The sequence below is a fragment of the Mesorhizobium sp. 1M-11 genome (assembly GCF_001303895.1).
GTDB lineage: Bacteria > Pseudomonadota > Alphaproteobacteria > Rhizobiales > Rhizobiaceae > Mesorhizobium.
In genome coordinates this window covers 54,934-81,800 of sequence record NZ_LJSD01000058.1, presented here as the reverse complement: position 1 = coordinate 81,800, position 26,867 = coordinate 54,934, and the positions used below count along the sequence as shown (strand labels likewise).

Annotated in this window: 20 protein-coding genes; 11 read left to right on the top strand and 9 right to left on the bottom strand. The window is 61.9% G+C overall.

Features of this window, described 5'->3' with window-relative positions:
- Positions 1-95 precede the first annotated feature (95 nt).
- The gene (locus AO692_RS26055) at positions 96-2,426 is read right to left on the bottom strand and encodes an NADP-dependent malic enzyme (RefSeq protein WP_054312984.1); all 2,331 of its coding nucleotides are present in this window, start codon (positions 2,424-2,426) and stop codon (positions 96-98) included.
- A 158-nt stretch (positions 2,427-2,584) separates the two neighbouring features.
- Positions 2,585-3,364, bottom strand: coding sequence for an SDR family oxidoreductase (locus AO692_RS26050; protein WP_054312983.1), 780 nt, complete (start codon positions 3,362-3,364; stop codon positions 2,585-2,587).
- A 205-nt stretch (positions 3,365-3,569) separates the two neighbouring features.
- Between AO692_RS26050 and AO692_RS26045 the strand changes: the two genes are divergently transcribed.
- The gene (locus AO692_RS26045; protein ID WP_152979972.1) at positions 3,570-4,406 is read left to right on the top strand and encodes a UDP-2,3-diacylglucosamine diphosphatase; all 837 of its coding nucleotides are present in this window, start codon (positions 3,570-3,572) and stop codon (positions 4,404-4,406) included.
- A gap of 144 nt (positions 4,407-4,550) precedes the next feature.
- Positions 4,551-5,765: an MFS transporter gene (locus tag AO692_RS26040; RefSeq protein WP_054312982.1), complete on the top strand. Its 1,215-nt coding sequence runs from the start codon at positions 4,551-4,553 to the stop codon at positions 5,763-5,765.
- Here AO692_RS26040 and dgcA read toward each other — a convergent pair.
- Positions 5,736-6,716 (bottom strand): N-acetyl-D-Glu racemase DgcA, encoded by a 981-nt coding sequence (gene dgcA / locus AO692_RS26035; RefSeq protein WP_054312981.1) that lies wholly within the window; start codon positions 6,714-6,716, stop codon positions 5,736-5,738. The genes AO692_RS26040 and dgcA overlap by 30 nt on opposite strands.
- Positions 6,717-6,794: 78 nt before the next feature.
- Between dgcA and AO692_RS26030 the strand changes: the two genes are divergently transcribed.
- The 4 genes from AO692_RS26030 to AO692_RS26015 all read left to right on the top strand — a co-directional run bounded on the left by AO692_RS26030 (position 6,795) and on the right by AO692_RS26015 (position 10,857).
- The gene (locus tag AO692_RS26030) at positions 6,795-7,979 is read left to right on the top strand and encodes an ABC transporter permease (RefSeq protein ID WP_054312980.1); all 1,185 of its coding nucleotides are present in this window, start codon (positions 6,795-6,797) and stop codon (positions 7,977-7,979) included.
- Between the two features lies 1 nt (position 7,980).
- Positions 7,981-8,799 (top strand): ABC transporter ATP-binding protein, encoded by an 819-nt coding sequence (locus tag AO692_RS26025; RefSeq protein WP_054312979.1) that lies wholly within the window; start codon positions 7,981-7,983, stop codon positions 8,797-8,799.
- An 8-nt stretch (positions 8,800-8,807) separates the two neighbouring features.
- The gene (locus AO692_RS26020) at positions 8,808-10,181 is read left to right on the top strand and encodes an MlaD family protein (RefSeq protein WP_054312978.1); all 1,374 of its coding nucleotides are present in this window, start codon (positions 8,808-8,810) and stop codon (positions 10,179-10,181) included.
- A 73-nt stretch (positions 10,182-10,254) separates the two neighbouring features.
- Complete coding sequence (locus AO692_RS26015; RefSeq protein ID WP_082407562.1) at positions 10,255-10,857, top strand: ABC-type transport auxiliary lipoprotein family protein; 603 nt, start codon at positions 10,255-10,257, stop codon at positions 10,855-10,857.
- A 13-nt stretch (positions 10,858-10,870) separates the two neighbouring features.
- Here the strand turns inward: AO692_RS26015 and AO692_RS26010 are convergent, their stop codons facing one another.
- Both AO692_RS26010 and AO692_RS26005 read right to left on the bottom strand, forming a co-directional pair.
- On the bottom strand, positions 10,871-11,260 hold the full coding sequence (locus tag AO692_RS26010) for a DUF4440 domain-containing protein (RefSeq protein WP_054312976.1): 390 nt from the start codon (positions 11,258-11,260) through the stop codon (positions 10,871-10,873).
- 75 nt (positions 11,261-11,335) lie between these two features.
- Positions 11,336-18,739 carry a hypothetical protein gene (locus AO692_RS26005; protein WP_054312975.1) on the bottom strand — a complete coding sequence of 2,468 codons (7,404 nt, stop codon included), beginning with the start codon at positions 18,737-18,739 and terminating at the stop codon, positions 11,336-11,338.
- A 280-nt stretch (positions 18,740-19,019) separates the two neighbouring features.
- Here AO692_RS26005 and AO692_RS26000 point away from each other — a divergent pair, with 280 nt between their 5' ends.
- Entirely contained in the window at positions 19,020-19,385 is a 366-nt protein-coding gene (locus tag AO692_RS26000; protein ID WP_054313037.1) for an Hpt domain-containing protein, read from the top strand.
- Positions 19,386-19,528: 143 nt separating this feature from the next.
- Entirely contained in the window at positions 19,529-19,849 is a 321-nt protein-coding gene (locus AO692_RS25995; protein WP_054312974.1) for a 2Fe-2S iron-sulfur cluster-binding protein, read from the top strand.
- Positions 19,850-19,889: 40 nt separating this feature from the next.
- Here the strand turns inward: AO692_RS25995 and AO692_RS25990 are convergent, their stop codons facing one another.
- Positions 19,890-21,368, bottom strand: a complete 1,479-nt coding sequence (locus AO692_RS25990; RefSeq protein WP_054313036.1) for an MDR family MFS transporter — start codon at positions 21,366-21,368, stop codon at positions 19,890-19,892.
- Positions 21,369-21,650: 282 nt separating this feature from the next.
- Positions 21,651-22,265 (bottom strand): DUF922 domain-containing protein, encoded by a 615-nt coding sequence (locus AO692_RS25985; protein ID WP_054312973.1) that lies wholly within the window; start codon positions 22,263-22,265, stop codon positions 21,651-21,653.
- Positions 22,266-22,349: 84 nt separating this feature from the next.
- Here AO692_RS25985 and folP point away from each other — a divergent pair, with 84 nt between their 5' ends.
- From folP to folK, 3 genes are read left to right on the top strand one after another with little or no spacing between them, the layout of a single operon-like run.
- On the top strand, positions 22,350-23,201 hold the full coding sequence (folP, locus tag AO692_RS25980) for a dihydropteroate synthase (RefSeq protein ID WP_054312972.1): 852 nt from the start codon (positions 22,350-22,352) through the stop codon (positions 23,199-23,201).
- Complete coding sequence (folB, locus tag AO692_RS25975; protein ID WP_054312971.1) at positions 23,201-23,560, top strand: dihydroneopterin aldolase; 360 nt, start codon at positions 23,201-23,203, stop codon at positions 23,558-23,560. Before folP ends, folB begins: the two co-directional genes overlap by 1 nt.
- Complete coding sequence (gene folK / locus AO692_RS25970; protein ID WP_054312970.1) at positions 23,544-24,056, top strand: 2-amino-4-hydroxy-6-hydroxymethyldihydropteridine diphosphokinase; 513 nt, start codon at positions 23,544-23,546, stop codon at positions 24,054-24,056. The genes folB and folK overlap by 17 nt, the downstream gene beginning before the upstream one ends.
- Positions 24,057-24,185: 129 nt before the next feature.
- Here the strand turns inward: folK and AO692_RS25965 are convergent, their stop codons facing one another.
- Positions 24,186-24,725: a DUF924 family protein gene (locus tag AO692_RS25965; protein ID WP_054312969.1), complete on the bottom strand. Its 540-nt coding sequence runs from the start codon at positions 24,723-24,725 to the stop codon at positions 24,186-24,188.
- Positions 24,726-24,779: 54 nt separating this feature from the next.
- Positions 24,780-26,624: a monovalent cation:proton antiporter-2 (CPA2) family protein gene (locus AO692_RS25960; protein ID WP_054312968.1), complete on the bottom strand. Its 1,845-nt coding sequence runs from the start codon at positions 26,622-26,624 to the stop codon at positions 24,780-24,782.
- Between the last annotated feature and the right edge of the window lie 243 nt (positions 26,625-26,867).

Here is a 26,867-nt window from a genome sequence, read left to right as displayed (position 1 = left end):
GCGCCTGCCTTCGATCTGCCCCGGTCATCGCCCCATTGCCTGCCTGTATCGGGCAATGAAGATAGGTCGGGCCGGTTAAGCTTCTCTTGAACTCGTCAACCGCGCGGCGCGTGGAGCGCCGCCTGCGCCTTGTGCGAGGCTTCGACGACGGCCAGTGCGGTCATGTTGACGACGCCGCGCGAAGTCACCGATGGGGTCAGGATATGGGCCGGCTTGTCGGTGCCGAGCAGAATCGGGCCGACATGCAGGGCGTCCAGCATGGTCCGAAGCGCTGTCAGCGTGATGTTGGCGGCATCAAGGCTCGGGAACACCAACAGATTGGCTTCGCCTTTCAGGCGCGAATGCGGATACACGCGCTGGCGCAGATGCTCGGACAAAGCCGAGTCCGCATGCATTTCGCCGTCACACTCCAGTTCCGGCGCTACGCGTGCCAGAATTTCGGCGGCCTTGCGCATCTTCAACGCGCTCGGTGCATCGCGCGAGCCGAAATCCGACAGCGAGAGCAGGGCAGCCTTCGGCTCGATGCCAAAGCGGCGAATCTCCTCGGCAGCCAGGATCGTCATTTCGGCGATCTCTTCAGCGCTTGGATCGATCGAGACATAGGTATCGGTGAGGAACAGGACGCCGCGCTGCGAGATCAGCATGGAGAGCGTCGAAAGGTCATGATCGCTGATGCCGGGGCGGGCCCCTATGATCAGCGTGACGTTGCGCAGATGACGTGCGAACCGGCCTTCGAGGCCGCAGATGAGTGCGTCCGCGTCGCCGCGCTTCAGGGCAAGGGCTGCAATCACTGTGTTGTCGGTGCGCACCATGGTACGGGCTGCCTCCGGCGTGATGCCACGGCGGCCGCCGAGTTCGATCAGAAGATCGACATAATGGCGATAGCGCGGGTCTTCTTCCGGATTGATCAAACCAAAGTCGACGCCCGGTTTGATACGCAGGCCATAGCGTTTGAGACGAACCTCGATGACATGCGGACGACCAATCAGGATCGGTTCCGCGATACCTTCCTCGAGCACGACCTGCGCGGCCCGTAGCACGCGCTCGTCCTCACCATCGGCATAGATGACGCGCTTGGCACTCGAACCGCGGGCGGTGGAGAACACCGGCTTCATCACAAGGCCGGAGCGGAAGACGAAGCGGTTCAGCTTATCGAGATACACGGCCATGTCGGAGATCGGACGCGTTGCCACGCCGGTGTCGCAGGCCGCCTTGGCCACCGCCGGCGCGATGCGCAGGATGAGGCGCGGGTCGAAAGGCGAAGGGATCAGGAAATCCGGTCCGAAGATCGGCGTTTCGCCGGAATAGGCGCGCGCTGCAACATCCGAAGGCTCCTCGCGGGCAAGCGCTGCAATCGCGCGCACTGCCGCCATTTTCATCTCTTCGTTGATGGCGCTGGCGCCGCAATCCAGCGCGCCCCGGAAGATGTAGGGGAAGCAGATGACGTTGTTGACCTGGTTGGGGAAGTCCGAACGGCCAGTGCAGATCATGGCGTCGGGGCGGGCAGCGCGGGCAACTTCCGGCATGATCTCCGGCGTCGGGTTGGCCAGCGCCAGGATCAACGGCTTCTCGGCCATTCCCTTGAGCAATTCGGGTTTCAAAACGCCGGCGGCGGATAGACCAAGGAAGACGTCGGCGCCCGCGATGACATCGGCCAGAGTGCGTGCTTCGGTGTCCTTGACGTAAGGATCCTTCCAGCGGTCCATTTCCTCGACGCGGCCTTTGTAGGCAACGCCGAAGCGGTCGGTGACCCAGACGTTCTCGATGCTGGCACCAAGTGAAACGAGCAGGTTGAGGCAGGCGAGCGCCGCTGCCCCCGCACCGGAGGTGACGATCTTGACGTCTTCGATCTTTTTGCCGGCGAGCTCCAGGCCGTTGAGGACGGCGGCGGCAACGATGATGGCCGTGCCATGCTGGTCGTCATGGAAAACCGGGATGCCCATGCGAGCCTTCAGCCGTTCCTCGACCTCGAAACACTCCGGCGCCTTGATGTCCTCCAGATTGATGCCGCCGAAAGTCGGCTCGAGTGCCGCCACCGTTTCGACCATGCGGTCGATCTCCGGCGCGTCGATCTCGATATCGAAGACGTCGATGCCGGCAAATTTCTTGAACAGGACCGCCTTGCCTTCCATCACCGGCTTGGAGGCGAGCGGACCGATATTGCCGAGACCGAGAACGGCCGAACCGTTTGAGATCACTGCGACAAGATTGGCGCGCGCCGTGTAGTCGGCGGCTGTCGCGGGATCATCCTTGATGGCCAGGCAGGGAGCCGCGACGCCTGGTGAATAGGCGAGCGCCAGGTCGCGCTGGTTGCCGAGCGGCTTGGTGGCCTGGATTTCCAGCTTTCCGGGAATGGGATGCTTGTGGAAAAAGAGCGCGGCCTCGTCGAGATCCGAACGTGCCGTTTTGCCCTTGTCGCCTGCCATGCTTTCCCGCCTCCTGTTGCGTCACTCCTTGTAGCATGCGGCGACGGTTTTTCGAGACGGGATATTGCTCATTTAAGTATTTCTAGAATTGGTAGAAAATCATTCAGGATCAAAGCATTGAGGAGAGAAGTTGCGGGCAGGCCCGCAACCGCCCCAGATCAAAAGGCGCTGACGTAAAGGCCGCCGTCGACCGGAATGTTCTGCCCGGTCAGGTAGCCCGCATGCACCGAGCACAGGAAAGCGCAGATCTGGCCGAATTCCTCCGGCGTGCCGAGACGCTTGGCGGGAATATCGGCGGCAAGACGTGCCTTGCGCTCCCTGGCCGCTTCCGCTGTCTCGACTGAACCCGGCTCGTGCGGGCCACGCAGGCGGTCGGTGTCCAGCTTGCCGGGCAGCATGTTGTTGATGGTGACGTTACGATCGATGACGGTGCGAGCGACACCGGCGAGGAAAGAGGTCAGCCCGGCCCGCGCGCCCGAGGACAGATCGAGGCCGGGGATCGGCACATAGACGGAGAGCGAGGTGATGTTGACGATGCGGCCAAAGCCGCGTGCCGCCATGCCGTCAATGACGGCCTTCACCAGTTCGATGGGCGTAACCATGTTGTTGGTGACGCCCGCGAGGATCTTCTCGCGGTCAAGTTCGCGGAAATCGCGATAGGGTGGTCCACCATTGTTGTTGACGAGAATATCCGGGTCGGGACAGGCGACGATCAGCGCCTTCTGCACCTCGGGTTTCGACACGTCGCCGACCACTTCGACAACGCGCACGCCGAACCGTTCGCGGATTTCCGCTGCGGTTTTAGCCAGAAGCACGGGATCGCGCCCATTGACCACCAGGTCGCATCCGGCGTCGGCCAGCGCGATCGCGCAGCCGCGCCCCAGTCCCTTGCTCGATGCGCAAACGATCGCCTTCTTGCCGCGAATCCCAAGATCCATGTCGAAACCTCCGATTTGGTACCCAAGGCTAGAGCGTTTCCGTTTCCACGGAAACGCTCTAGTTCTTTGTTTTTACGCAATTCCGGACGGAAAACCGCTACGCACTTTTCCTGGAATTGCTCTAGCGAAAGGACTGGCCTAATCGCAACCGTCATACGGTTGTTGCATGAATCGATGCATAGCCAGCGCGAAAGGTGAGATCGCGATGTCCGGCGCCAAACCACGCATATTCCGCTCCATCTTCATCTCGGATGTGCATCTGGGATCGAAGGCGGCCAAGGCAGAGTTTCTGATCGATTTCCTGCGCCATCACGATGCCGATACGATCTTCCTTGTCGGCGACATCGTGGATGGGTGGCGGCTGCGGCGCAGCTGGCATTGGCCGCAGGCTCATAACGATGTTGTGCAGAAACTGCTGCGCAAGGCCCGCAAGGGCTCTTCGATCACTTACATCGCCGGCAATCACGACGAATTCGCCCGCCAATTCCAGGGGGTGCATTTTGGCGGCATCGTGGTGGCAGACCGTGCCGTCCACGAGACAGCCGACGGCCGGCGCATGCTCGTCATCCATGGCGATCAGTTCGACACGGTCGTGCACAATGCACGCTGGCTCGCCTATTTCGGCGACTATGCTTATGACGCGGCCATGCTGATCAACCGGGGCGTCAGTCGATTCCGCAAAGTCTTCGGCATGCCCTACTGGTCGTTCTCGTCCTGGGCCAAGGTCAAGGTGAAGAAAGCGGTGAACTTCATCGGTTCCTTCCAGGAAGTGCTCACCGAGGAAGCCCGCCGGTCCGAGGTCGATGGGGTTATCTGCGGTCACATCCACCACGCGGCCATCGAAACCGTCGATGACGTTCAATACATCAACACCGGTGACTGGGTGGAAAGCTGCACGGCCGTGGTGGAACACTTCGACGGTCGTTTTGAAATCCTGCATTGGGCGCACGTCATGCCGGAAGCGATGCAAGCAGAACCGGTACTGGTGCCGGTGACTTTTGACGCCTTGCCGAAGAAGGTCAGGGCGGCAGAAGCCGCTTGAGCGGCTGGCGATCTCGACAATTCGCATACCCAGGCAATATTTGACATAAATCGATTAGGCCAACCAGTTTCTGGCAACTGGTAGGCATGGTAGAGCAGGCGGCTGGCCGGTCATTTTGCCGGCAGCACTTGCCGATTGCCCTTCATGTCATTGCCTCCGCTTTCGCCTGAACAGCAGATCAAGCCGCGCAACTATGAACTGCGCATGGCACTGCTCTTCTTCACCGTTCTGGTGCCGAGCGGTATCTATCTGCCTTATTTCCCTCTCTGGCTGGAAGCGCATGGTTTCAGCCCGGAGAAGATTGCCGTCGTTCTCTCGGCACCGATGTTCCTGCGCGTGGCGACGACCCCGCTGTTCACGTCCCTGGCCGACAAGGCAAACGACCGGATCAACGTCTACCTGACACTTGCTGTCGCCTCCGTGATTGTTTCGGTGGGCTATTTCCTGCCGCCGAGCTACGCGACGGTGCTCGCCGTCTCGCTGGTGCTGGCTGTGGTCTGGACACCGCATTCGCCGATTGCCGATTCACTGGCATTGTCGGGCGTACGCCGTTTCGGTGCCAATTATCCGCGTATGCGCATCTGGGGATCGATCTCCTATTTCTGCGCCAATCTGGTCGGAGGCTTCATCCTGACCTCGACCGGAGCAGGCGCGGTACCGATCATGCTGTTCGTGTCGTTCCTGGCCATCGTCGCGGTTGGGTTGATGGCGCCACGCCTGGGAAGGCCGAGGCGTGCGTCGCCTCTCTCCGCAACCGACCTGCAGCAGGCGGTGCCCAGCCTGCGCAACCCGTATTTCCTTTATTTCGCCACCGGCGCCGGCGTCCTGGTCGGCAGTCACGGCTTTCTCTACGGATTCTCATCCATCTATTGGAAGTCACTGGGAATCGGCGATTCCGTCGTTGGCTTCCTGTGGGCATTCGGCGTGGTGTGCGAAGTCTGCATGTTCATGGCCTTCAACCGGCTGTTCAGCCGTGTCCCGGTGGTGCGCGTGATGGGATTGGCGGCCATCGGCGCGGTCGTGCGCTGGATTGCGTTTCCGTTGATCTGGCCGCTCGGCCTGGGCGTACCAGGCTTCTTCGGTCTCCAGGCACTGCACGCCATTTCCACGGCACTCGTGTTGATCGGTCTGCAGAAGATGATCGGCGAGACAGTAGCCGAGGACCGTACGGGGGCGGCGCAAGGCATTGCCTTCTTCGCCAACGGCTTCTCCATGGCCGCCGTCACGCTGGCTTCCGGCCCACTCTACCAGAAATTCGGGGGCGATGGCTTCTACGCCATGGTGCCGGTGGCATTGCTGGGCCTGGCACTCATCCTGCTTGCGGCGCGTTCAGCCCCACAACACGCCGCTGGGCGGTGAAACCAGCGAACCTTCGTAGACAAGGCCCGGGTCGCGATCGCGCGCCAGCAGCAATGGTCCATCGAGATCGACGTAGTCGGCGCCTTGCGCCAGAAGCACCGCCGGCGCCATCGCAAGTGAAGTGCCGACCATGCAGCCGACCATGATGCCGAGGCCGCGCGCATGGGCATGGTCGCGCAGTTTGAGGGCTTCGGTCAGGCCGCCCGCTTTGTCCAGCTTGATGTTGACGGCATCATAGAGGCCGATCAGCGCATCGACGTCCTTTGCCGCATGCACGCTTTCATCGGCGCAGATGGGGATTGGACGAGCAATGTGCCTCAACTTGTCGTCGCGGCCGGCGGGCAGGGGCTGTTCGATCAGCGCAACTCCAAGTGCCGCGGCAGCAGCGATGTTTTCCGCGACATTGTCGTCGGTCCAGCCTTCATTGGCGTCCAGGATCAACCGGCTCTCAGGTGCTGCCTCGCGCACGGCGCGGATGCGCGCGGCATCGTTCTCGCTGCCGAGTTTGACCTTGAGCAGTGGCCGCGTCGCGTTGGCGCGAGCTTGTGCAGCCATGGCCTCGGGCTCGGCAAGCGAGAGAGTATAAGCGGTTTCGAGCGGTTCAGGCGCGATGCCCAGCAGCATGGCTGCCGAAGTGCCCGTCATCTTGGCTTCAAGGTCCCATAGGGCGCAGTCGATGGCATTGCGCGCCGCGCCGGCGGGCATCGCTGTTTGCAGTCTTATGCGGTCCAGGCCGGCTTCAAGCGTCGCGCGCATCGTCTCGATCGCTGCCAGAACGCCCTCGATCGTCTCGCCATAGCGCTTGTAGGGCACACATTCGCCACGTCCGGTATAGCTGCCCTCGCTGATCGTGCAGGTGATGACTTCAGCCTCGGTCTTGGAGCCGCGTGCGATGGTGAAAACTCCGGCGATCGGAAAACGCTCGGCTTCGACCGAAATGACACGCGCCATATTTTTCTGCTCCGGCAATGCTGGGGTGACGCCGGCGACAAATCGACAGACCAGCGCCGTCAGGCTAAACAGGATCCCATGTTGACGATCCGCAAACGCGACGCAAGCGACAAGGCCGCCGCAGCGGCCGTCGAGCCGCGCGTTGTCGTCAGCGACCGCGACGGAACACTCGCCTGCGCCTTTCACGGCAATTGGACGACGAGACGTGTGGCGCAGGTCGATGCTGAAATGCGCAAACTTGAAAAGCGTAATGACTTCAAGGTCCTGTCGCTCGATTTTTCCGAGATCGGACGGATCGACACAGCCGGTGCCTGGCTGATCGAGCGCCTGATCAACGCCCATGAGACACGCGGGGCCGAGATACAGCAGATCGGGCAGAGCGAGACGGTAACGACCCTGATCGCCGCCGTCTGCGACGCGGTGAAACGAAGCGAGTCGGTGCAACCGATTCCTCAGCCGAACATCATTCTGCGGGCGCTGGAACTCATCGGGCGGCGGGTCTATGAGGCGGGGGACGATTTCCTGGCCGGCATGAACATCCTTGGTGCCACCATCCGCGGCGCTCAGATGAAGCTCGGACGCGGTCACGCGGTCAATCCGGCGGCCATCTTCAATCAGCTCGACCGCATGGGCGTTGGCGCCGTACCGGTGGTTCTCTTGATGTCGACCATCGTCGGCGCGATTGTGGCGCAGCAGGGCGCCTATCAACTGCGCTATTTCGGTGCCGATATCTTTGTGGTCGATCTGGTCGGGGTGCTGGTGCTGCGCGAACTCGGCGTGCTGATGACAGCCATCATGATCGCCGGTCGCTCGGGCAGTGCGATCACCGCCGAAATCGGCTCGATGAAAATGCGCGAAGAGGTCGATGCGCTGAAGGTCATCGGCCTCAACCCGATCGGTGTCCTGGTTTTCCCGCGTCTGGTTGCTCTCGTCATCGGCTTGCCTTGCCTCACCGTTCTCGCCAATTTCGCGGCCCTCGGCGGCGGTGTTTTCGCGGCCTGGCTCTATTCCGACATTCCACCTGCGGCCTTTATCGACCGGCTCAAAGTCGCGATCGATCTCAGCACGATCTTTGCCGGTCTGATCAAGGCGCCATTCATGGCCATCATCATTGGCACCATCGCTTCCGTGGAGGGCTTGAAGGTCGGCGGAAGCGCCGAATCGCTGGGCTTGCACGTCACCCAGTCGGTGGTGAAATCCATCTTTGTCGTCATCATCCTCGACGGGCTTTTCGCCCTGTTCTACGCGGCGATCAATTTCTGACATGACCCTCGTCGACGAAAACGCCGATCATACGGACAACGATCATGATGGCATCGTGCTGTCGGCAGACGATATCAAGGTGGCGTTCGGGGAAACGGTTATCCTCGACGGGCTGTCCTTGAATATCCGACGTGGCGAGATCCTGGGTTTCGTCGGCGCCTCCGGCGCTGGCAAATCAGTGCTCCTGCGTACGGTGCTCGGCCTGGTGAAGAAGCAGGCCGGTGTGATCAAACTGTTTGGCGTCGACGTCGACAAAGCCAGCGACGCCGAGCGACTGCGCATCGACATGCGGCTGGGCGTCTTGTTCCAGCAGGGAGCGCTGTTTTCGGCACTCACAGTGCTGGAGAACGTGCAGGTGCCGATGCGCGAATATCTCGATTTGCCGAAAAAGTTGATGGACGAACTCGCCATGCTCAAGATCGAGCTGGTGGGGCTGCCGCCGGATGCCGCACGCAAATATCCATCCGAACTTTCGGGCGGCATGATCAAGCGTGCTGCGCTGGCGCGGGCACTGGCGCTTGATCCTGATATCGTTTTCCTCGATGAGCCCACTTCCGGCCTAGACCCGATCAGTGCTGCCGAATTCGACGAGCTGGTGGTCAAGCTGCGCGATACGATGGACCTGACCGTCTACATGGTGACGCACGATCTCGATTCGCTTTTCACCGCTTGCGACCGTATCGCCGTGCTCGGCAAGAAGCGTGTGCTGGTTCAAGGCACCGTCGAAGACATGTTGAAGAGCGAAGAACCCTGGGTGAAGTCCTATTTCCGCGGAAAACGGGCGCGGCAGCTTGATCTTGCAACGCGCGCGCAGCCATAAGTGAAGCAATGGAAACCAGAGCCAACTACGTCATTGTCGGCATTTTCACGCTGGTGGCGATCCTGGCGGCCTTCGGTTTCGTCTATTGGACCGCAAACATAGGCGACCGTGGCGAGACGACGAGCCTGCAGGTGCGTATTCCAGGCTCTGCCTCGGGCCTTGGACGCGGCAGCTTCGTGCTGTTCAACGGTGTCAAGGTTGGTGATGTGCGCCGGGTCTATATCGACGTGGACGATCCGACCATTGCCGTGGCCGATACAGTGATCGACCGGATGACGCCGATCACCCGCTCGACGCAGGCGGACATCGGCCTTGCCGGCCTGACCGGGCAAGCGAACATCGAGTTGACCGGCGCCAATCCGAAAGAGCCGAAGATCCTCGACGAAGCGGAGAAGGATGGGCGCGTGGCGGTGATCGTCGCCAAGCCCTCTGCCGTGACCAATCTTTTGCAGACTGCACAGGACATCGCCACCCGCACCGACAAGGTCCTGGGTGAATTCGAGGGCTTCGCCAAGGATGTACGCGGGCCACTCACGCAGACTGCACAGAACGCGGCAAAATTTTCCGATGCCCTGGCTAAGAATTCCGATGGTATCGACAAGTTCCTGTCGAGTGTCAGCGCGCTTTCGACGGAATTGCAGGGGGTTTCGGGCAAGCTTGATGGTGCATTGAAGGCTGCGGAAGGGCTTCTCAATTCCGTCGATCGCGACAAGGTCAGGAACATCGTCGCCAACGTCGACGAATTCACCCGCAATCTGAGCAAGACGAGCGACCAGTTCGATTCGACCATCGCCGAGGTCAAGCAGGCGGTGGGGTCGATCAACGATTTCGCAGCAAAGACACAGGTGACGCTCGACAAGGTCAACGGCGTGCTTGACGGCGTCGATCCGGCCGATGTGCGTACCGCGCTTGCCAACATCAAGGATGCCAGCGTCAACGCTGGCAAGGCTTCGGCCGATATCGCCAAGGTGACCGAAAAGGTCGCCGCGCGCTCGGACGACATTCAGCAGACCATCGAGGATGCGCAACAGCTTGCGGAGCGCCTGAACAACGCCTCCGTGCGCATCGACGGCATTCTGGCCAAGGTGGACGGCATGCTCGGTTCCGGTGACACCAAGGGTCTGGTCGCGCAGGCAAGCGAAACGCTGAAGTCGTTCAAGCAGGTGGCCGACACGCTGAACAAGCACGTCGGTGTCATCTCCGACAATCTGCAGCGCTTCTCCGGCCAGGGGCTGCAGAATGTGGAGGCTCTGGTGGGGGACACCAGACGTTCGGTCAACCGCATCGAAGAGGCGGTTTCCGATTTCCAGCGCAACCCGCAGCGTATCCTGTCGGGTGGCGATGGCGAGGTTCGCCAATATGACGGAAGGGCACGACGTTGACGGCGCGGTGCAGTTCCATCGATAAATACCGTCCGGAAGGGGACCTGCCGGCTGTGTTCAGTGGGGACGTCGCGTGAAGTCGATCCGAGTGCATGCGGGCGCGTTGTTGCTGCTCGCGACTATCCTTGCGGGATGTGCGGCGCTGCCGGGTGGTGGTCCTGCGCCGCTCGATACATTTGAGCTGTCGACGCCGAGCGTGCAGACCGGTGGCCAAAGCAAACGACAGATCCTCGTCACTCAGCCGGTGGCGCTGAAGGCGCTGGACAGCCAGAACATCGTCATAAAGACCGGCCAGCGCTCGATCCAGTATCTGAAGGGCGCGCAATGGGCCGACCGGCTGCCGGTCATCGTGCAGGCAAGGCTCGCCGAAGCGCTTCAGCGCTCCGGCCGTTTTGCGGGGGTCGGCAGACCGGGCGAAGGATTGGCGATCGACTACCGGATCATCACCGAGATCCGTGCCTTCGAGGTGCGCGCCGAACAAGGCGAGCAGGCGCATGTCGAACTCTACGTGCGCATCCTCAACGATCGCAACGGCGAAGTACGCGCCTCGCGCAGCTTCCGGACCAGTGCACCGGTTTCCGGTGGCGGTGGCAATTCGGCTTATGTGACCGCACTTGATCGCGCCTTCGGTCAGGCGGTGAGCGAGATCGTGAGCTGGTCGGATTCGACGATCTGAATTTTCTTCAGTTTCACCTGTTGGGAACGATCGTTCCCTGATGGAAACTCATTTGCCAGCGGCCATCGATCTGCTGCCAGATCGAACTGCGCAGCGCGTGCCTTTCTATCCCGAGCTCGGATGAACGGCTGACGGTGCGGTAGGTCAACAAGACTGCATCCGCGGAAAGAACCCGCATCCTGAAATCATCCGATTCGATTGCCGCATCGGAATTGGCTACCGGTTCCTTGGCCAAGGCGTCGAGTATGGTCGGCTTGTCATAGATGGAGCCGGAACTGCCAAACTCGACAAAGTCGTCCGCGAGCCATTCACCAACAGCGTTGCGCGAACGCCGGATGTCCGGACGGTGCAGGCTTTGTTCGAGGGAGCGGAAAAACGCGATGTCAGGTTGGCGATCGGGCATTGCATCCTCCAACAATCAAATACAACAAAAAAAGGCGGGAATGGCTCCCGCCTTTTTAGCTTATTCGACGTGATCTCAGCGCAGGCGACCGCTGGCATGAGCCAGCATGGTGTAGACCTTGCCGGTGTCCGAGGTGAGGTAGGTCTGCGAGATCATATTGTCACGATCGTTGCGCGAGACATCCTTGAGCAGCTTCTCGAAATCATCGCAGTAGCGGTCGACGGCGGCCCGGAACTCGGCTTCCGACTGATACTTGCGACGGATGTCGTCGAAGGTCTGCTGGCCCTTCAGCGTGTAGAGGCGACGAGTGAACACGTCGCGTTCACCGCGCCGGTAGCGGTTCCACAGTTCGATCGAGGCATCGTGGTCGATGGCCCGGGCGATGTCGACGGAGAGCGAGTTGAGCGACTCCACGACATGCAGCGGTGAACGTTGCACCGGCGTTGCCCGGGGCTGGGCCGGCGTCGGTCGAGCACCGTCATCTTCCGAAGCGCCGGTCAGCAGGTCACGCACCCAGCCGCCTTGCGGCGTACGGGCGCCAGCGTCACCGCGTGGCCGCAACGCCGTCTCGCCAGCGTCCAGTGAGCCGCGCAGACCGGTTGTTGGAGTGGCTGGCGCTTCAGGAGCACGACGCTGCGGTTCCGCCGGGCGCCGCAACGGCGGCTCCGATGGACGTGGAGCAGGCGTTGGGGCAGGGCGCAAGTTACGCGGCTCCGAAACGTCAACGGTGCGGCCAGACTTGGCGACAATGTCCGATAGTTCCTTGAGCGCGTTGATCTGCTCGGAAACCGCGCGGCGGATCGCCGTGGTCGATTCCTTCGCTTCTTCCGGCATCTCGATGACGCCCTTGCGCAATTCGGCGCGAGTCAGATCCAGCTCGCTCTTGATCGAACCGGCGGTGCGCCGCATCTCCTCGGTGGCGTCCGAGAAACGCTTGGTAGCGGAATCGACCACCTCCGAAATGGCGACACGGATCTTGTCGGCCGATTCCAGTGTCCTGCCTTCGGCGCTTTGCAGCGTCTGACCGACCAGCGTCTCGAAGGAACGCATGACCTTTTCCAGATCTTCCGACTTCTTGACCAGGCCAACCGCAAGGTCATCGAGCGAGGACTGACGTGCCAATGTGTGCTCCAGATTGCTCTGTGCGGAGCCGAGCAGGTCCGAGGCACTGGCAAGCAGGCGGCTATGTTCGTCGAAGCGAGTGGCGATGGAAGCCACTTCGCGCAACGTCGCCGAAGACAGTTCGGTCAGTCTGGTCGTGTTGGAATCGACCAGGCGAGCCGAGCTGGCGAAGGTTTGCGAAGCCTTCTCCGTGGTCGCCGCGAAGCTCTGGGTCGAACCGGTAAGGCGGGTCTCGACCTCACCGAGATTTTCCGAAGCCTTGGCGATCAGCGTGTTGAGCTGGTCGGCCGAATTGGTCATGCGACCGATGAGATCGGCAACATTGTCGGCCAGAGACGAACGGGCGCCGTCGACTGCCGCGAGCGTTTCAGCCGTGCGGCTGGCCAGCGCGTCCGCAAGGGCGGCGTTTTCGCGCCGCAGCGTCGAGGTGGCGCGTTCGGTCGCCTCCTCCATGCTCTTCTGCATCTCGATGCCGCCTTCCGAGAACTTGTCGACCAGCGGGCGTGCCGTCTCGTCGAGGATCTTGGACAGTTCGGCGGAACGGGCTGCCAGCATCGAGTTGAGCTCGCGTGTGTTGGCACCGATGGTCTTGGCCGCTTCATTCGTGCTCTGACCGATATGCTGGCCAACGGCGGCGAAGGTTTCGGCGATGACATTGGCGCGCGAGGCGAGCTGGCCTTCGGCCTGCGTGATCTGCTGCTCGAGCTTCTGACCCATCGCATCGGCCGATGCCGCAAAGCGGTTCTCGACACTGGCGATCTGGTCTTCGACACGCGTTGCAGTGGCAGCGGCACTGGAGGCCAGACGCTGGTCGGCGCTGGTCAAGGCGCGCTCGATCTCGACGGCATGGCCGGCAAGCTCCTCGCCGGTCATGCGGGCGCGGTCGGCGACGCGGCGCTCGGTATCCTCGAAGGCTCCGACGATCTGATCGGCATGGCTGCCGATCGCCGAAGCGCTGTCGGAAATGCGGGATACCATGCGGTTGTCGGCTTCGTCGAAGACGCGGCTGATCTCGGCGGCACGTGCCGACAGCGCGTCCGAGCCTTCCGCAATGCGGACTGCCAGCTGCTGTTCGACCGTTTCGAAGACACGACCGAGATCGGTTGCACGGGCGGCAAGCGCATCAGCGGATTCGCCGATGCGGATGCCCATGCGCTGATCGGCATCCTCGAAGTTGCGCAGGATATCGCCGGCGCGGGCAGCCAGGGTCTGTGCCGTCTCCACGGCACGGGCCACCAGTTTCTGGTCCGCGCTCTCGAACGTCTGGGCGATGTCTTCGGCACGTGCGAGCAGGGCGGCCGAGGTCTGTTCGGCGCGCTCGGCGATCTTGCGGTCGGCATCGGTGAAGGCAATGCCGGCCTGCTCGTGCAGCGTGTTGGTGACCTCCAGAACCTTTTCGCGCAGCTGGCCGGCAACATAGAGCGCGCTCTTTTCCAGCGCACCGCGAATGTTGTCGACGCCGGCATTGAGCGCGCGCTCCATCGTGCTGGAACGCTCCTCGATGACGCCGGTCTGGCGAGCGAAAGCTTGCTCGACCTTGTCGATATCGGCTGCGATGGCGTCCGAAATGCTTGTGGAAGAGGTCGCGATCTGGTCGATGTGTCCAGCCAGGGCGCGGTCGATATCGCGGCGGGCATCGACCAGCTTGGCGAGGTCTTCCTCGAGTGCCTGGGTGAGGGCCGAGCGATCCGCCGAGAGCCGGTCGTTGTGGCCCGAAATCAGGCCCTGAACGTGCTCCAGGCTGCCTTCCAGCGCTTGCGCGAAGTCGGCGCGGTTGTCGGCCAGGCGCTGGGCGTGGCCGCCGAGCGCGCCGTCGATGGCGGCGAGGTCGGTTTCCAGCGCGCGGGTCAAGAGGTCGCGACCTTCGGCCAGCTTGCCGACATGGTCGGCGATGACGGCATCGATGCCACCGCGGCTCTCGTTGAGCTTGGCGAGGTCGGCATCCAAAGCACGCCGCAGGATATCACGGCCCTCGGCCAGCTTCTCCACCTGGCCGGCGACAAGGCCGTCGATGGACGAGCGGCTCTCGGCGAGCTTGGCGAGGTCGTCTTCCAGCGCCGAGGTGAGCATCGAGCGATCAGCAGCGAGCCGCTGGCTGTGGCCGGCGACGATGTCGTTGACGCGCCGCAATTCATCGTCGAGCGCCTGCTGGAAATCGGTGCGGGCATCGACAAGCTTCTGCGACTGGCCTGCCATGACGCCGCCGATTGACGACAGATCGGCTTCCAGGGCGCGCTTGAGGATATCGCGGCCTTCGGCCAGCTTCTCGACCTGAGCAGCGACAAGGCCATCGATCGCGGCACGGCTTTCGGCGAGCTTGGCGAGATCGTCTTCCAGAGACCTGGCAAGCAAGGCGCGGTCGCTGGCCAGTCGTTCGCCGTGGCCGGCCACTAGGTTATTGACCCGGCTCAGGTCGGCATCCAATGCTTCCGAGAACTGGGCGCGGTTGTCGACCAGCTTCTGCGATTGATCGGCAATCGTCGCGCTGATGGTATTGAGGTCGGATTCCAGGGCGCGCTTGAGGATATCGCGGCCTTCGGCCAGCTTCTCGACCTGACCGGAAACCAGTCCGTCGATGGATTCGCGGCTTTCGGCCAGCTTGGCAAGATCCTCTTCCAGAGCGCGGGTGAGCATGTTGCGGCCTTCCGCCAGCCGGCCGACATGGCCCGCGATGGCTTCGTCGATGCCGCCGCGGCTTTCGCCGATCTTGGCGAGATCGGCTTCGAGCGCACGCTTCAGGATATCGCGGCCCTCTGCCAGCTTCTCCACCTGGCCGGCGACCAATCCGTCGATGGACGAGCGGCTGTCGGCCAGCTTGGCGAGATCATCCTCCAGTGCCCTGGAGAGTAGGGAGCGGTCTGCCGCCAGCCTGTCGCTGTGGCCGGCCACGAGATTGCTGACGCTCGAGAGGTTCTCTTCGAGTGCCTTGGAGAGCAGGGAGCGATCGGCGGCGAGCCGCTCGCTGTGACCGGCGACAAGATGATTGACGTTCGCAAGATCGGCATCCAGCGCCTGCGAGAACTCAGCGCGGTTATCGGTCAGTTTCTGCGACTGATCGGCAATCGTGGCCGTGATCGCGTTGAGATCGGCCTCCAGGGCGCGCTTGAGGATGTCGCGGCCTTCGGCGAGTTTCTCGACTTGACCGGCGACCAATCCGTCGATGGACGAGCGGCTGTCGGCAAGTTTGGTGAGATCGTCTTCCAGGGCCCTGGCAAGCAGGGAGCGGTCCGCGGCGAGCCGCTCGCTGTGGCCGGCGACAAGATGATTGACGCTCGCAAGGTCGGCATCCAGCGCCTGCGAGAACTGGGCGCGGTTATCAGTCAGTTTCTGCGACTGATCGGCAATCGTGGCCGTGATCGTGTTGAGATCGGCCTCCAGGGCGCGTTTCAGGATGTCGCGACCCTCGGCGAGTTTCTCGACTTGACCGGCGACCAATCCGTCGATGGACGAGCGGCTGTCGGCAAGTTTGGCGAGATCGTCTTCCAGGGCCCTGGCAAGCAGGGAGCGATCGGCGGCGAGCCGCTCGCTGTGGCCGGCGATCAATTGATTGACGTTGCTGAGATCGGTGTCCAGCGCCGAAGAGAACAGGGCACGGTTGTCGGCGAGCTTCTGCGACTGATCGCCGATCGCTGCCGTGATGGCATTGAGATCAGCCTCCAGGGCGCGCTTGAGGATGTCGCGGCCTTCGGCCAGCTTCTCGACCTGACCGGTGACCAGACCGTCGATGGACGAGCGGCTGTCGGCAAGCTTGGCGAGATCGTCTTCCAGAGCTTTGGCAAGCTGCGAGCGGTCGGTTGCAAGCTGTTCGGCATGCCCGCGCACGAGTTCATTGACGCTCGCCAGATCCTGTTCCAGCAGGCGGGCGAATTGCGCACGGTCGTCGGTCAGCTTCTGCGACTGGTCGGAAATGACGGAGCTGATCGTGCCGAGGTCGGCCTCGAGGGCGCGTTTGAGGATATCGCGGCCCTCGGCCAGCTTCTCGACCTGGCCGGCGACCAGCCCATCGATTGAAGCGCGGCTTTCGGCAAGCTTGGCAAGGTCCGATTCCAGAGTCTGCGAAAGCAGGCTGCGCTCATTGGCAAGTTGGCCAGAGTGGTCGGTGACCAGCCGGCGGATGCTGGACAGATCTGCGTCGAGCGCGCGACCGAGTTGGTCGCGATCGTCGGCGAGCTGCACGGAATGGCTTTCCATCAGCGCCTTGATGCTGTCGACGTCGGCCTCCAACGCACGTGCCAGAACGGCGCGGCCTTCGGCGATCTTGGCAACCTGGCCGGCGACCAAATTGTCAATGTCTGCGCGGCTTTCGGTCAGTTTGTTGAGATCAGCATCGAGAGCGCGGGCGAGGATACCACGACCCTCGGCCAGCTTGCCGACATGGCCGGAAACCATTTCATCGATGATGGTGCGGGCATGCACCAGCTTGTCGGCGTCTTCATTGAGAGCATGGGTCAGGCGCGAACGGCCTTCCTCCAGGCGCTCCAGATGGCTGCCGAGCGAGGCATCGATGGCCGCGCGCGACTCGTTGACCTTGCGCAGATCCTCTTCCAGAGCGCGGCTGATAAGGTTGCGTCCCTCGGACAGCAGGTGCACTTGCGAGGTGACGGCCTCGTCGATAGCGGCACGGCCTTCGGAGAACTTCTCCAGATCCGCCTGCATGGCGGAGGCCATGCGCTCGCGGCTCTCTTCCAGCTTGCGGCTGTGGTTCTCGACCGCTTCCTCGATGCCGGCGCGGGCGTCGGCGAGACGAGCGATATCGGCATCGAAAGTGCGCGACACTGCGTGGTGCGCGGCCTCCATGCGGCCGGCAAAGTCGGTTGCGCGAGCCTCCAGCATCGTCGAGGTCGAGGTAACGATATCGGCCATGTCGGCGCCGATCTGCGCCTTGCCCTGATCGATGATGGCGGACAGCGTATCCTTGCCGTCGGTGAAGGCGTTGGCGATATCGCGCGCGCGATCAACCAGCGTTTCGTTGATCTGGCGTGCACGTGCTTCCAGAGCGGCGTTGAGCTTCTGAGTGCCCGTGTCGAGCGCTTCTGCTCGGGTCTGGAATTCGCTGATCAGCGCCTGGCCGCGCTCGGCCAGCGTACGCTCGATGCCGGAGAGGCTGGATTCGAATTCGGAACTCAGCGTACGAGCGGCACCACCCAGCAGCGAGACCATGCCTTGCGTCCGGTCGTCGAGCAGTTCCGTCAGCGAACGGGTCAACCCGTCGGTGCTGTCGGTGAGCTTGGCGATGCGCGTGTCCAGCAGGCTGGCGAAGGCTTCGCCGGATGTGGAGAGGCGATCGGTGATCGTGTCGAGGCGGCTTTCGACGGAATCGAAAATCGACATCGAGCTTTCATTGATGCGGTCGATCAGCTGATCGCCCGACGAGCTGATGGTCATCGACAGCTTGCTCGAAGCGCCGAGGATATTCTCGCGGATGACGTCGCTGGCCGAGTTGATCTCATCGCGCAGGGTCTCATGCGCGCCCGAGATCGAAGCCCGCACACGCTCGGCATGGCCGATGACGGCCTCGCGTTCGCTGCCCAACCCGTCGACCAGGTTGCGGATGCGGCTCTCGTTTTCCGTATAGGAGCGTTCGAGCTGGCTGACTTCGCTGTGCACCAGGCTTTCCAGTTCGACGGCACGCGCGAGCGTGCGTTCGATACCTTCGCCCATGGCCGCGACCTCGCGGCGTACGGCCTGGCCGATCATCATCACGCGGTCTTGTGCGATGTTCTCCGGCTCGGCGAGACGGAAGGCTACTTCCGTCATCGATTGGGCGGCCAATCGCATGTCCTGCGCGCGGCGGACCATCGCGGCGAAAGCCCAGAACAGGACGATCGGAACAATCGCCGCAACGGCGATGCCGATCAACTCCGGTCGCTGCAGCAGCTGCGCGAGAGAGCGAATGTTCCAGATGTCGGGACCGAACAGGAGGTTGGCGAGTGCCGCGGCACCGGCGATCCAGGCGATCGAGACGAAAGCCACCACCCAATAGATGGTATTAGAGGCGCGACGATTGAGACCGTGCAGCAAGGAGCGATAGTCCTTCTGGCGATCGTCATTGGCGGGAGAAAATCCAGCTGGCTGGGCTGCGCCGTTGCGCGGCTCGGCGGGCCGCAGTTCGGCAGGCTTGGCTTCAGTCGTTGCGGCCTTGGCGGGCTGGGCGGCCTCTGCCGGTGCTGCCTTTTCGGCGCGGCCGGCGCGCGCGAGTTCGTCTGCAGCCTGTGATATCTGGGCTTCCAGATCTTCCATGGAGGCAGCGATGTCGAGGTCTCCCGACTGTTCGGAGAGGTCGAAATCAAGAGCCTGTTCGAGCTCCTTCGCGACCTCGGAATCGAGATTCTTCGTCGTGCTGGTTTTCTTCGCCATGCCTTCGCTACCCTGTACTAGCTGCTGCGAGAGCGGTCGTTATTGTCTTTTTTCGTCCCGCGCCGAGGCCTGATTTTGGTCCCTCGTATCGTAATGACACAGGGGGGTAAAGAAAACATGCATTCGGCGGCATACGTAAAACTTTAAATATAAGGTTAACGGAAGCGTGAGCCGGGCTCGCGTTGCCAAACATTTTTCACAACTCCTTGTTAACCCGCCATCCATCGGAATTCGTTAGCTTGTGCGGCCTCAGGCTGCTGCGACAATGGAGTTGAGTGTTATGCGTAGCGTAAACGTGGCGTTCTCGATGCCCGGTGGAGAAGCATCGGGCCGGGCCGGAAACAGGCCTGTGGATATGGAACATCTGTCTCGACAAACCATGGGCGATCGAGATCTCGAGCGTGAGGTGCTGGCACTGTTTGTGCAGCAGGCGCTCTCGGTGGATGAGAGGCTGCCGTCTGCGGACAAAAGTCAGCGTCTCCTTTTGGCACACGCACTGAAGGGCTCTGCGCGCGGGGTCGGTGCCTTGGCCATAGCCGATTGGGCGGCCGCATTCGAGCGCCAGCCGGAAGACGATCGCCTTGTGAAGAAACTCGGCCCGTTGGTCGAGGATGTTCGCGATTTCATCGCCGCGATCAGCCGATAGGGCGGTCTGCCGGCTGGATGGACGATCACTGTCTTCTGGCCGAAGCCCGGTTTTCCCAAAAGCGTCACTTTGAGGCGGTTTCGCGCGACAGTTGACTTGCGCCGCCGAGTGATTATCTCGGCTGTGACTTCTCAGGTGACCAAATGACAAAACTGACCTACATCACCCATGACGGGACGCATTTTGACGTCGATGCCGAAAATGGCTCGACGGTCATGGAGAACGCCATCCGTAACGCGGTCCCGGGTATCGAGGCCGAATGCGGCGGTGCCTGCGCATGCGCAACCTGCCACGTCTATGTCGATGAGGCCTGGACAGGCGTGGTCGGCGAGCCCGAGGCGATGGAGGAGGACATGCTCGACTTCGCCTATGAGGTGCAGCCGAATTCGCGCCTGTCCTGCCAGATCAAGGTTCGCGACGAACTGGACGGGCTGGTGGTGCGCATCCCCGCGCGCCAGGGCTGATGCCTCAGCTTAAAGCTGTAATGCTCTGTTTCTAAACGGCTTATTCCGCAATCATCGGCGCTTCGGCTTCGCGGCGGCCGCGTAGCGGCTTCTCCGGCATCATCGCGAGGGCGGCAAGCGTGGCGACAAGCAGCGCCGCGCTGACGAAGAAGATCGCGGCAAACGGAATTACCGACGACAGCTGCGCCTGCGTCTGGATGCCTTCGCCCATCAATGGCAGGCCATAGGCGACGCCGACCGCACCCAGCAGCGCGACACCAAGCGCGCCGCCCAGAGACCGCATGAAGGTGAGGACGCCCGTCGCCACGCCGAGATAATTATGCTCGACCGCATTTTGCACGGATATCGTAGCCACCGGGAAGGTGGTGCCTGCGCCATAGCCGACGCACGTGGTCAGCACGATCACCGAGATCAGCGAGGTGCTGCCGGCAATGATTGCGAGCGCTGCCAGGGTAACGATGCCGAAACAGACGCCAACCAGTGCGAGTCGCTTGTAGTGGACAAAGCGCGGGATCAGGCGTCCTGAGGTGGTGGCGCCAGCAACGGTACCGAGCAGAATGCCGAGCATCGCGATGCCGGATTCCGAAGCGGTCAGGCCGAGATGGGCCTGCAGATAGACCGGCAGGTACACAGACAGTCCGACATTGGCGGCCTGCAGAAGGAACAGTGACAGCGTACCGGCAAGGACGATCGAATTACCGAGCACGTCCAGCGAGATCAGCGGCTCGATTGCCTTGACCAGTCGGAGTGCGAAGGTGGCCCAGACGATTGCCGAGGCGGCAAACAAGCCGAGGATTTGCGGAGAATCCCAAGGGTAGGTACCGCCTCCCCAATTCAATGCCAGAAGCAGCAGCGAGGTGGCGATGACAAGCAGCGCAGCCCCCAGCCAGTCGATGCTGTGGCGATGGGCGGCGACCGGGAGCTTTTTCAGCGGCTTGTTGATGATGGCCATTGCCAGCAGCCCAAGCGGCAGGTTGATCCAGAAGATCAGCGACCAGTGCAGATGTTCTGCAAAAGTGCCGCCGAGCAGGGGGCCGGCAATGCTGGCGACAGCCCAGGTTCCCGAAATCCAGGCTGCGTAGCGGGCACGTTCTTTTGGCGGCACCAGATCGCCGATCACCGTTTGCGCCAGGGCGAACAGGCCGCCACCACCCAGCCCCTGGATGGCGCGACCGATGATCAGCACCAGCATGTTGGGCGCAAGCGCCGCCACCAAGGAGCCGGTGAGGAAGATGAGGATCGCCGCATAAAGCGTCGGCCGCCGGCCATGCACGTCGGAAATCTTGCCGTAGAGCGGGGCCATGGCGGTGGCGGTGAGCAGATAGCCGGTGACGATCCAGGGGAGGTACTGCGCATGGCCGAGCGCCGCCGCGATGGTCGGCATGGCCGGTGCCACGATGGTCTGGTCAAGTGCTGCCAGCAGCATCGACAGAAGCACGCCGCCGATGATGGCGTTCTTTTCGCGCTCCGAAAGTGTGCCGCCTTCAACCGCTGCAGGCTTGGAAACGGTCTGGTCCATGGTCATTCACCTGTCTGCCGTGCACGCCTGCGGATCCGATGGCTTCGCGTAGGGTGTGGCGGCTTTGATCGTCGTTCTTGTCGAGAATTGTGTATTGGCCGAACTTATGTCGCTTCGGCTGTGCTCATTTCGACAGACGGCTGAAATTTCCTGCTCGCGGCCGCACTGAATGCGCTCCGTCAGCAACCTCGTTCCTTATATAGCCCGAGAGTCTCAAGGACCAACGGCTTGCTTCCATTGATCCTGTTTCGCAAAATCCAATAAAATCCCGGAGATTGCTGCTCAGCCTGGCAGACGGCCGGCCTCGACCTGCTGGATGCGATAGCGCATCAGCCTGATGATACGACTTTCGAAATTAACCATTTCGACGCGGTCGAATTCAACCTGGGCCTGGTCGTGCTGATTGAGGATTTTTGCCGTTACTTCTTTGGCTTTCGCCGCAGCGATCTTGCAGTTGTCCTCGTCACCAATGCCTTTCAGCGCGCTTTCGAGGCGGCGCCCGTAGTCCTTGGCGATTTCGACATGCCGGTCCTCATGCCGCTTGATGTCGGCTGCCAGCGTGTTCCAGAACAGTCGTACATCCGGACCGACCTTGCCGCGCGGTTTCCATCTGGGCAGGATGACATGGGTCTTCACCGTCACCACGGCCGAAACGATGCGGCACGACTCCGGCTCTTCAGCGTAACCGATGCGGCTGGTGAAAGCCATGCGAGTGGCCCCTGGATGGCGCATGCCGGTGGATTTCACCGACGGTCCACGTTTCGACAGTTCGGATTGGATCTGCTCCAGCGAGCGCCCGCCGATGGAAAAATAGCTGTAGGTTTTCACCAGATTCGCCGCATCGGCCGTCGAAACGGCGAAAAGGAGAAGCAGCGCGGTGAGCAGAGTTCGATTCATTTTATTGCCTCTTGCCCCACCTTGCGTTACGGCCCTTGCCGGCGCAACGAAATACGTATCGCCAGCACAGCTTGGCGGGCAAAGATGAACAGACGATGGCAATTGGCGCACGGACGCCATCTCGACCTTGGCGAGAGGTCTGTCGTCATGGGCATCCTCAACGTGACGCCTGACTCATTCTCAGATGGCGGCCTGTTCGACGCGCTGGAGCTGGCGGTCGAACAGGCGTCCCGTATGGTGCATGAGGGGGCCGCCATCGTCGACGTTGGCGGGGAGTCGACCCGGCCAGGCGCTGCGCCCGTCACGGCGCTGGAAGAGCAGCGGCGCGTGCTGCCGGTCATCGAGCAATTGGCAAAGCGCGGCGAGGCCTTGATCTCCGTCGACACCTACCGCGCCGAGACCGCGCGTCTGGCACTTGAATATGGCGCCCATATTGTCAATGATGTCCATGGGTTGCAGCGTGAACCTGAAATCGCGGATGAGGTTTCGCGGGCCGGGGCCGGCGTGATCATCATGCATACCGGTCGTGGCCGCGAAAAACTGCAGGATGTCATTGCTGATCAGCGCATCTTCCTGGAGAAGTCGCTGGAGATCGCGCGAAAGGCCGGTGTCAGCGACGAGCGGATCGTGCTCGACCCCGGCTTTGGCTTCAACAAGGAGACGGCTGAGGAAAACCTCGATCTGATGGCGCGCTTCGAGGAATTGTCCGACCTTGGTTTTCCGCTCATCGTCGGGACATCCCGAAAGCGCTTTGTCGGCACCGTCACGGGCAAGGATGCCGCAGATCGAGCGGCCGGCACCGCGGCCACCAGTGTCATTCTGCGGCTCAAGGGCGCCGATCTTTTTCGCGTCCATGATGTCGCAATCAACGTGGATGCGTTGGCCGTTGCGGATGCTATGTTGGCCCGCAACAACACCCGGCAGGAACCTCGCTAATGTACGTCATCCGTATGAAGAACTGCGCCTTCTTTGCCAGGCACGGCGTGCATGATGAGGAAGAGCGGCTCGGCCAGCGCTTCTATGTCGATGCGGTATTGACCGTCGACCCTGTCAAGGAACTGGATGAAGATGCCATTGACGGTACCGTCGACTACGGCATTGCCTTCACCGTCATCGAAAAGATCATCACGGGCGAACGGCGTTTTCTCATCGAGGCGCTGGCGCTCGATGTCGCCAAGGCGCTGACCCAGCGTTTCCCGCAGATCAAGACGGCTGAAATCACCGTCCGCAAGCCCAATGCGCCGGTGCCCGGCGTGCTCGATTACGTTGAGGTCACCGTTGTCTGGCCGCAATAACACCGTTTTTCTCAGCCTCGGCGGCAATCTCGGCGATCCGGCCCAGTCCATCGCCTCGGCCTTGCGCATGTTGAACGAAGATGCCGGGACACGCGTGCTCACGGTTTCCTCGCTTTACCGGACGCCGCCTTGGGGCAAGACAGACCAGCCGGATTTCCTGAATATCGCCGCGGAGCTGACGACCGACCTCACGCCGCATGTGCTCCTGGAACTGTGTCTGGAAACCGAGCGAAAGCTGAAGCGCGTGCGCGAGGAGCGCTGGGGTCCGCGCCTGATCGATATCGACATCCTCGTCTTCGGCAACCGCGCCATTCACGAAACCGAATTGGCGGTCCCGCATCCACGTATGCTGGAGCGCGCCTTCGTCATGGTACCGTTGGCCGAAATCGCGCCGCAGCTCGTTCTGGCCGGCAAGACTGTTTCAGAGCGGCTTGCGGCCATGAACATTACGGGCATCGAACAGCTGCCGTCCGGCCGCGATTGGTGGCAGGCCTAGAGCGTTTCCGTTTTTTACGGAAACGTGGAAACGCTCTGCCCCTTTGTTTTTAGGCAATTCCGGACGGAAAACCGCTACGCACTTTTCCTGGAGTTGCTCCAACCCCGGCGAGCACCGAGTTCCTTCAATTCAACCGGAAAACCCGCCGTCGTCGAGAAATGCCTTTTCCTGCGCGGTGGTTTCGCGGCCGAGTGGCGGATTGCGATGTGGAAAGCGGCCGAAGCGCTCGATGATGTCGCGGTGTTCGATGGCATATTTGAGATAATCCGGCGCATTGGCTTCCGTCAGCTCGACGCTGCGCTGCTGGTCATCCAGGTTCTCGGAATGCTCGAAGGGCAGGTAAAAGAACACTCGTACATCAACGTCGACCGCCATGTCGTGCCCTGCTGTCACGGCTTTGGCCGCGAAATGGCGGGCGAGCGGATCGGTAGCAAACATGTGCGCGGTGCCGCGGAAGCAGTTGCGCGGGAATTGATCGAGCAGGATCATCAGCGCCAGCGCACTTTCAGCGTGGTCAACCCAGCCGTCTAGTTCCCGCTGAGCCGCAGCATAATGCAAGTCGAGGAAACGGTTGCGGAGCTCGCTGTCGAAGGTCTCGTTTTTCACGAACCACGCATCCGCGCCAGCTTTACGCCAGAAGGCCGTGATGCCAAGCGCGCGTTCGTCCATCGTTGCTATCTATTTCCTCTGTTATCTCAGTAAATTGTCTAGAAAAGTTTGAGTCTAAGACGAAGCAGCGGGACTCGCGTTTTTGAGGACCTCTGCCGTCTCCTCGCTGAGCGGCTGGGCCGGGCGGCGCGGCTGCGTCACAGGCGCTGGGGCTGGCGTCGCCAGGTTGCCCTTCAGGAAGTTGCGTCCATCGCGGATATCCCCGGTGAGCTGCAGGTCGAAGCGCGCCGCGTCGCGCCGACGCACGTCCTCGATGACCTCCGCGACTTCGTCCGGATCTTCGCCCAACGCTTCAAGCGTCGAACCGCCAAAGACCAGTGCCGATTCGAAGGTCTCGCGCAGCTGAAAGTCGACACCGGCTTTGACCAGTTGCAGCGAAGTACCGCGGTCGAAGGCCCGGGCGAAAATCGTCACCAATGGGAACTCGGCCTTGACCAGTTCAGCGACGCGCACGGCGGTTTCCGGCTTGTCGACACAGATCAGCACCGCACGGGCGCGTCCGGCACCTGCTGCGTGCAGGATATCAAGCCTGGTGCCGTCGCCGTAATAGACCTTGAAGCCGAAATTCGCGGCGGCCTGGATCATCTCGACATCGTTGTCGATGATCGAGACGTCGACGCCGCGCAGGATGAGCGGCTGGCTGGCGATCTGGCCGAACCGGCCGAAGCCGATGATGAGCACCGAGCCTGACAGGCCTTCAGCAACATCGACACCGTCAAGCGAGGGCTCGTCGCGCGGTGGGTACAGATAGCGAAGCGCTATGATCACCAACGGCGTCAGCACCATTGAGATGATGATGATGGCGGTAAGGATCGCGTTCGCCGGGCCGTCGATGATGCCTGCCTGGCTGGCAGAAGAATAGAGTACGAAAGCGAATTCCCCGCCCTGCGCCATCACAGCGGCACGTTCGACCGCCTCGCGGTGCGACGCCTTCAGCAATCGCGCCACTGCGTAGATGCCGAGCGCCTTGGCAACCATGTAGGCGACGACATAGATCGCAACCAGTTGCCAGTTCTCAGCCACGACGGCGAGATTGAGCGACATGCCAACGGCCAGGAAGAACAGGCCGAGCAACACGCCGCGAAACGGTTCGATATCGGCCTCGAGCTGATGGCGGAAGGTCGATTCAGACAACAGCACGCCGGCCAGGAAAGCGCCCATGGCCATGGAAAGGCCGCTCATCTGCATGACAAGCGCCGATCCCAGCACGACCAGCAAGGCCGCGGCTGTCATCACCTCGCGAGCACGCGCATCGGCCAGGACGCGAAACAACGGATTGAGCAGATAGCGGCCAGCGACCACCAGGCCGACGATCGCGGCGACGCCGATGCCGATCTCGGCGAAACGTTGTTGCAAGGTGGTGTCCGCGCCGCCCGGGGCCAGAAAGGCCACCAGCGCCAGCAGTGGCACGATGGCCAGGTCTTCGAGCAGCAGGATCGAGACCATGCGCTGCCCCTTCGGGGTGGCGATTTCGCCTTGTTCCTCGAGCAATTGCATCACGATGGCGGTGGAGGTCAGAACGAAGCCCGCGCCGGCGACAAAAGCCTGGGCGACCGGGAACCCACCCGCAAGTCCGCACGCCGTCAGCAGCAGCGCACACAATCCGACCTGCAGCGCGCCCAGCCCGAATATGTCACGACGCAGACCCCACAACCGCGACGGTTGCATTTCGAGGCCGATAATGAACAGGAACATCACCACGCCAAGCTCCGCCACATGCAAGATCGCAGCGGGGTCGGAAAAGATGCGCAGGCCGAACGGGCCGATGGCCAATCCTGCTGCCAGGTAGCCAAGGATCGAGCCGAGGCCGACGCGCTTGAAGATGGGTACGGCGATGACCCCGGCGCCGAGAAGCGCGACCACGTTCACCAATTCGCTGCTTGAAGCCTCGACCGCCATCGCTGTTCCTGTTTTTTGCTGTGCCGTTGGAGGGAGGAGTCCCGTGGTCAGGATAGAGCATGATCCCGAAAAGTTGCAGACTTTTCGGACAAGGATCATGCGACAAACAAGAGCTGGAGCGGAACGCCATCTCTGCTGATCGCATTCCGCGCTGGCGACTTCGTCGCGCCGCGAACAGCCCCGAATCAGCGTCCTTCAGTCCGCGCCGATGGGCGGGTCGCGGCCGGTAAATCCAATATTTCC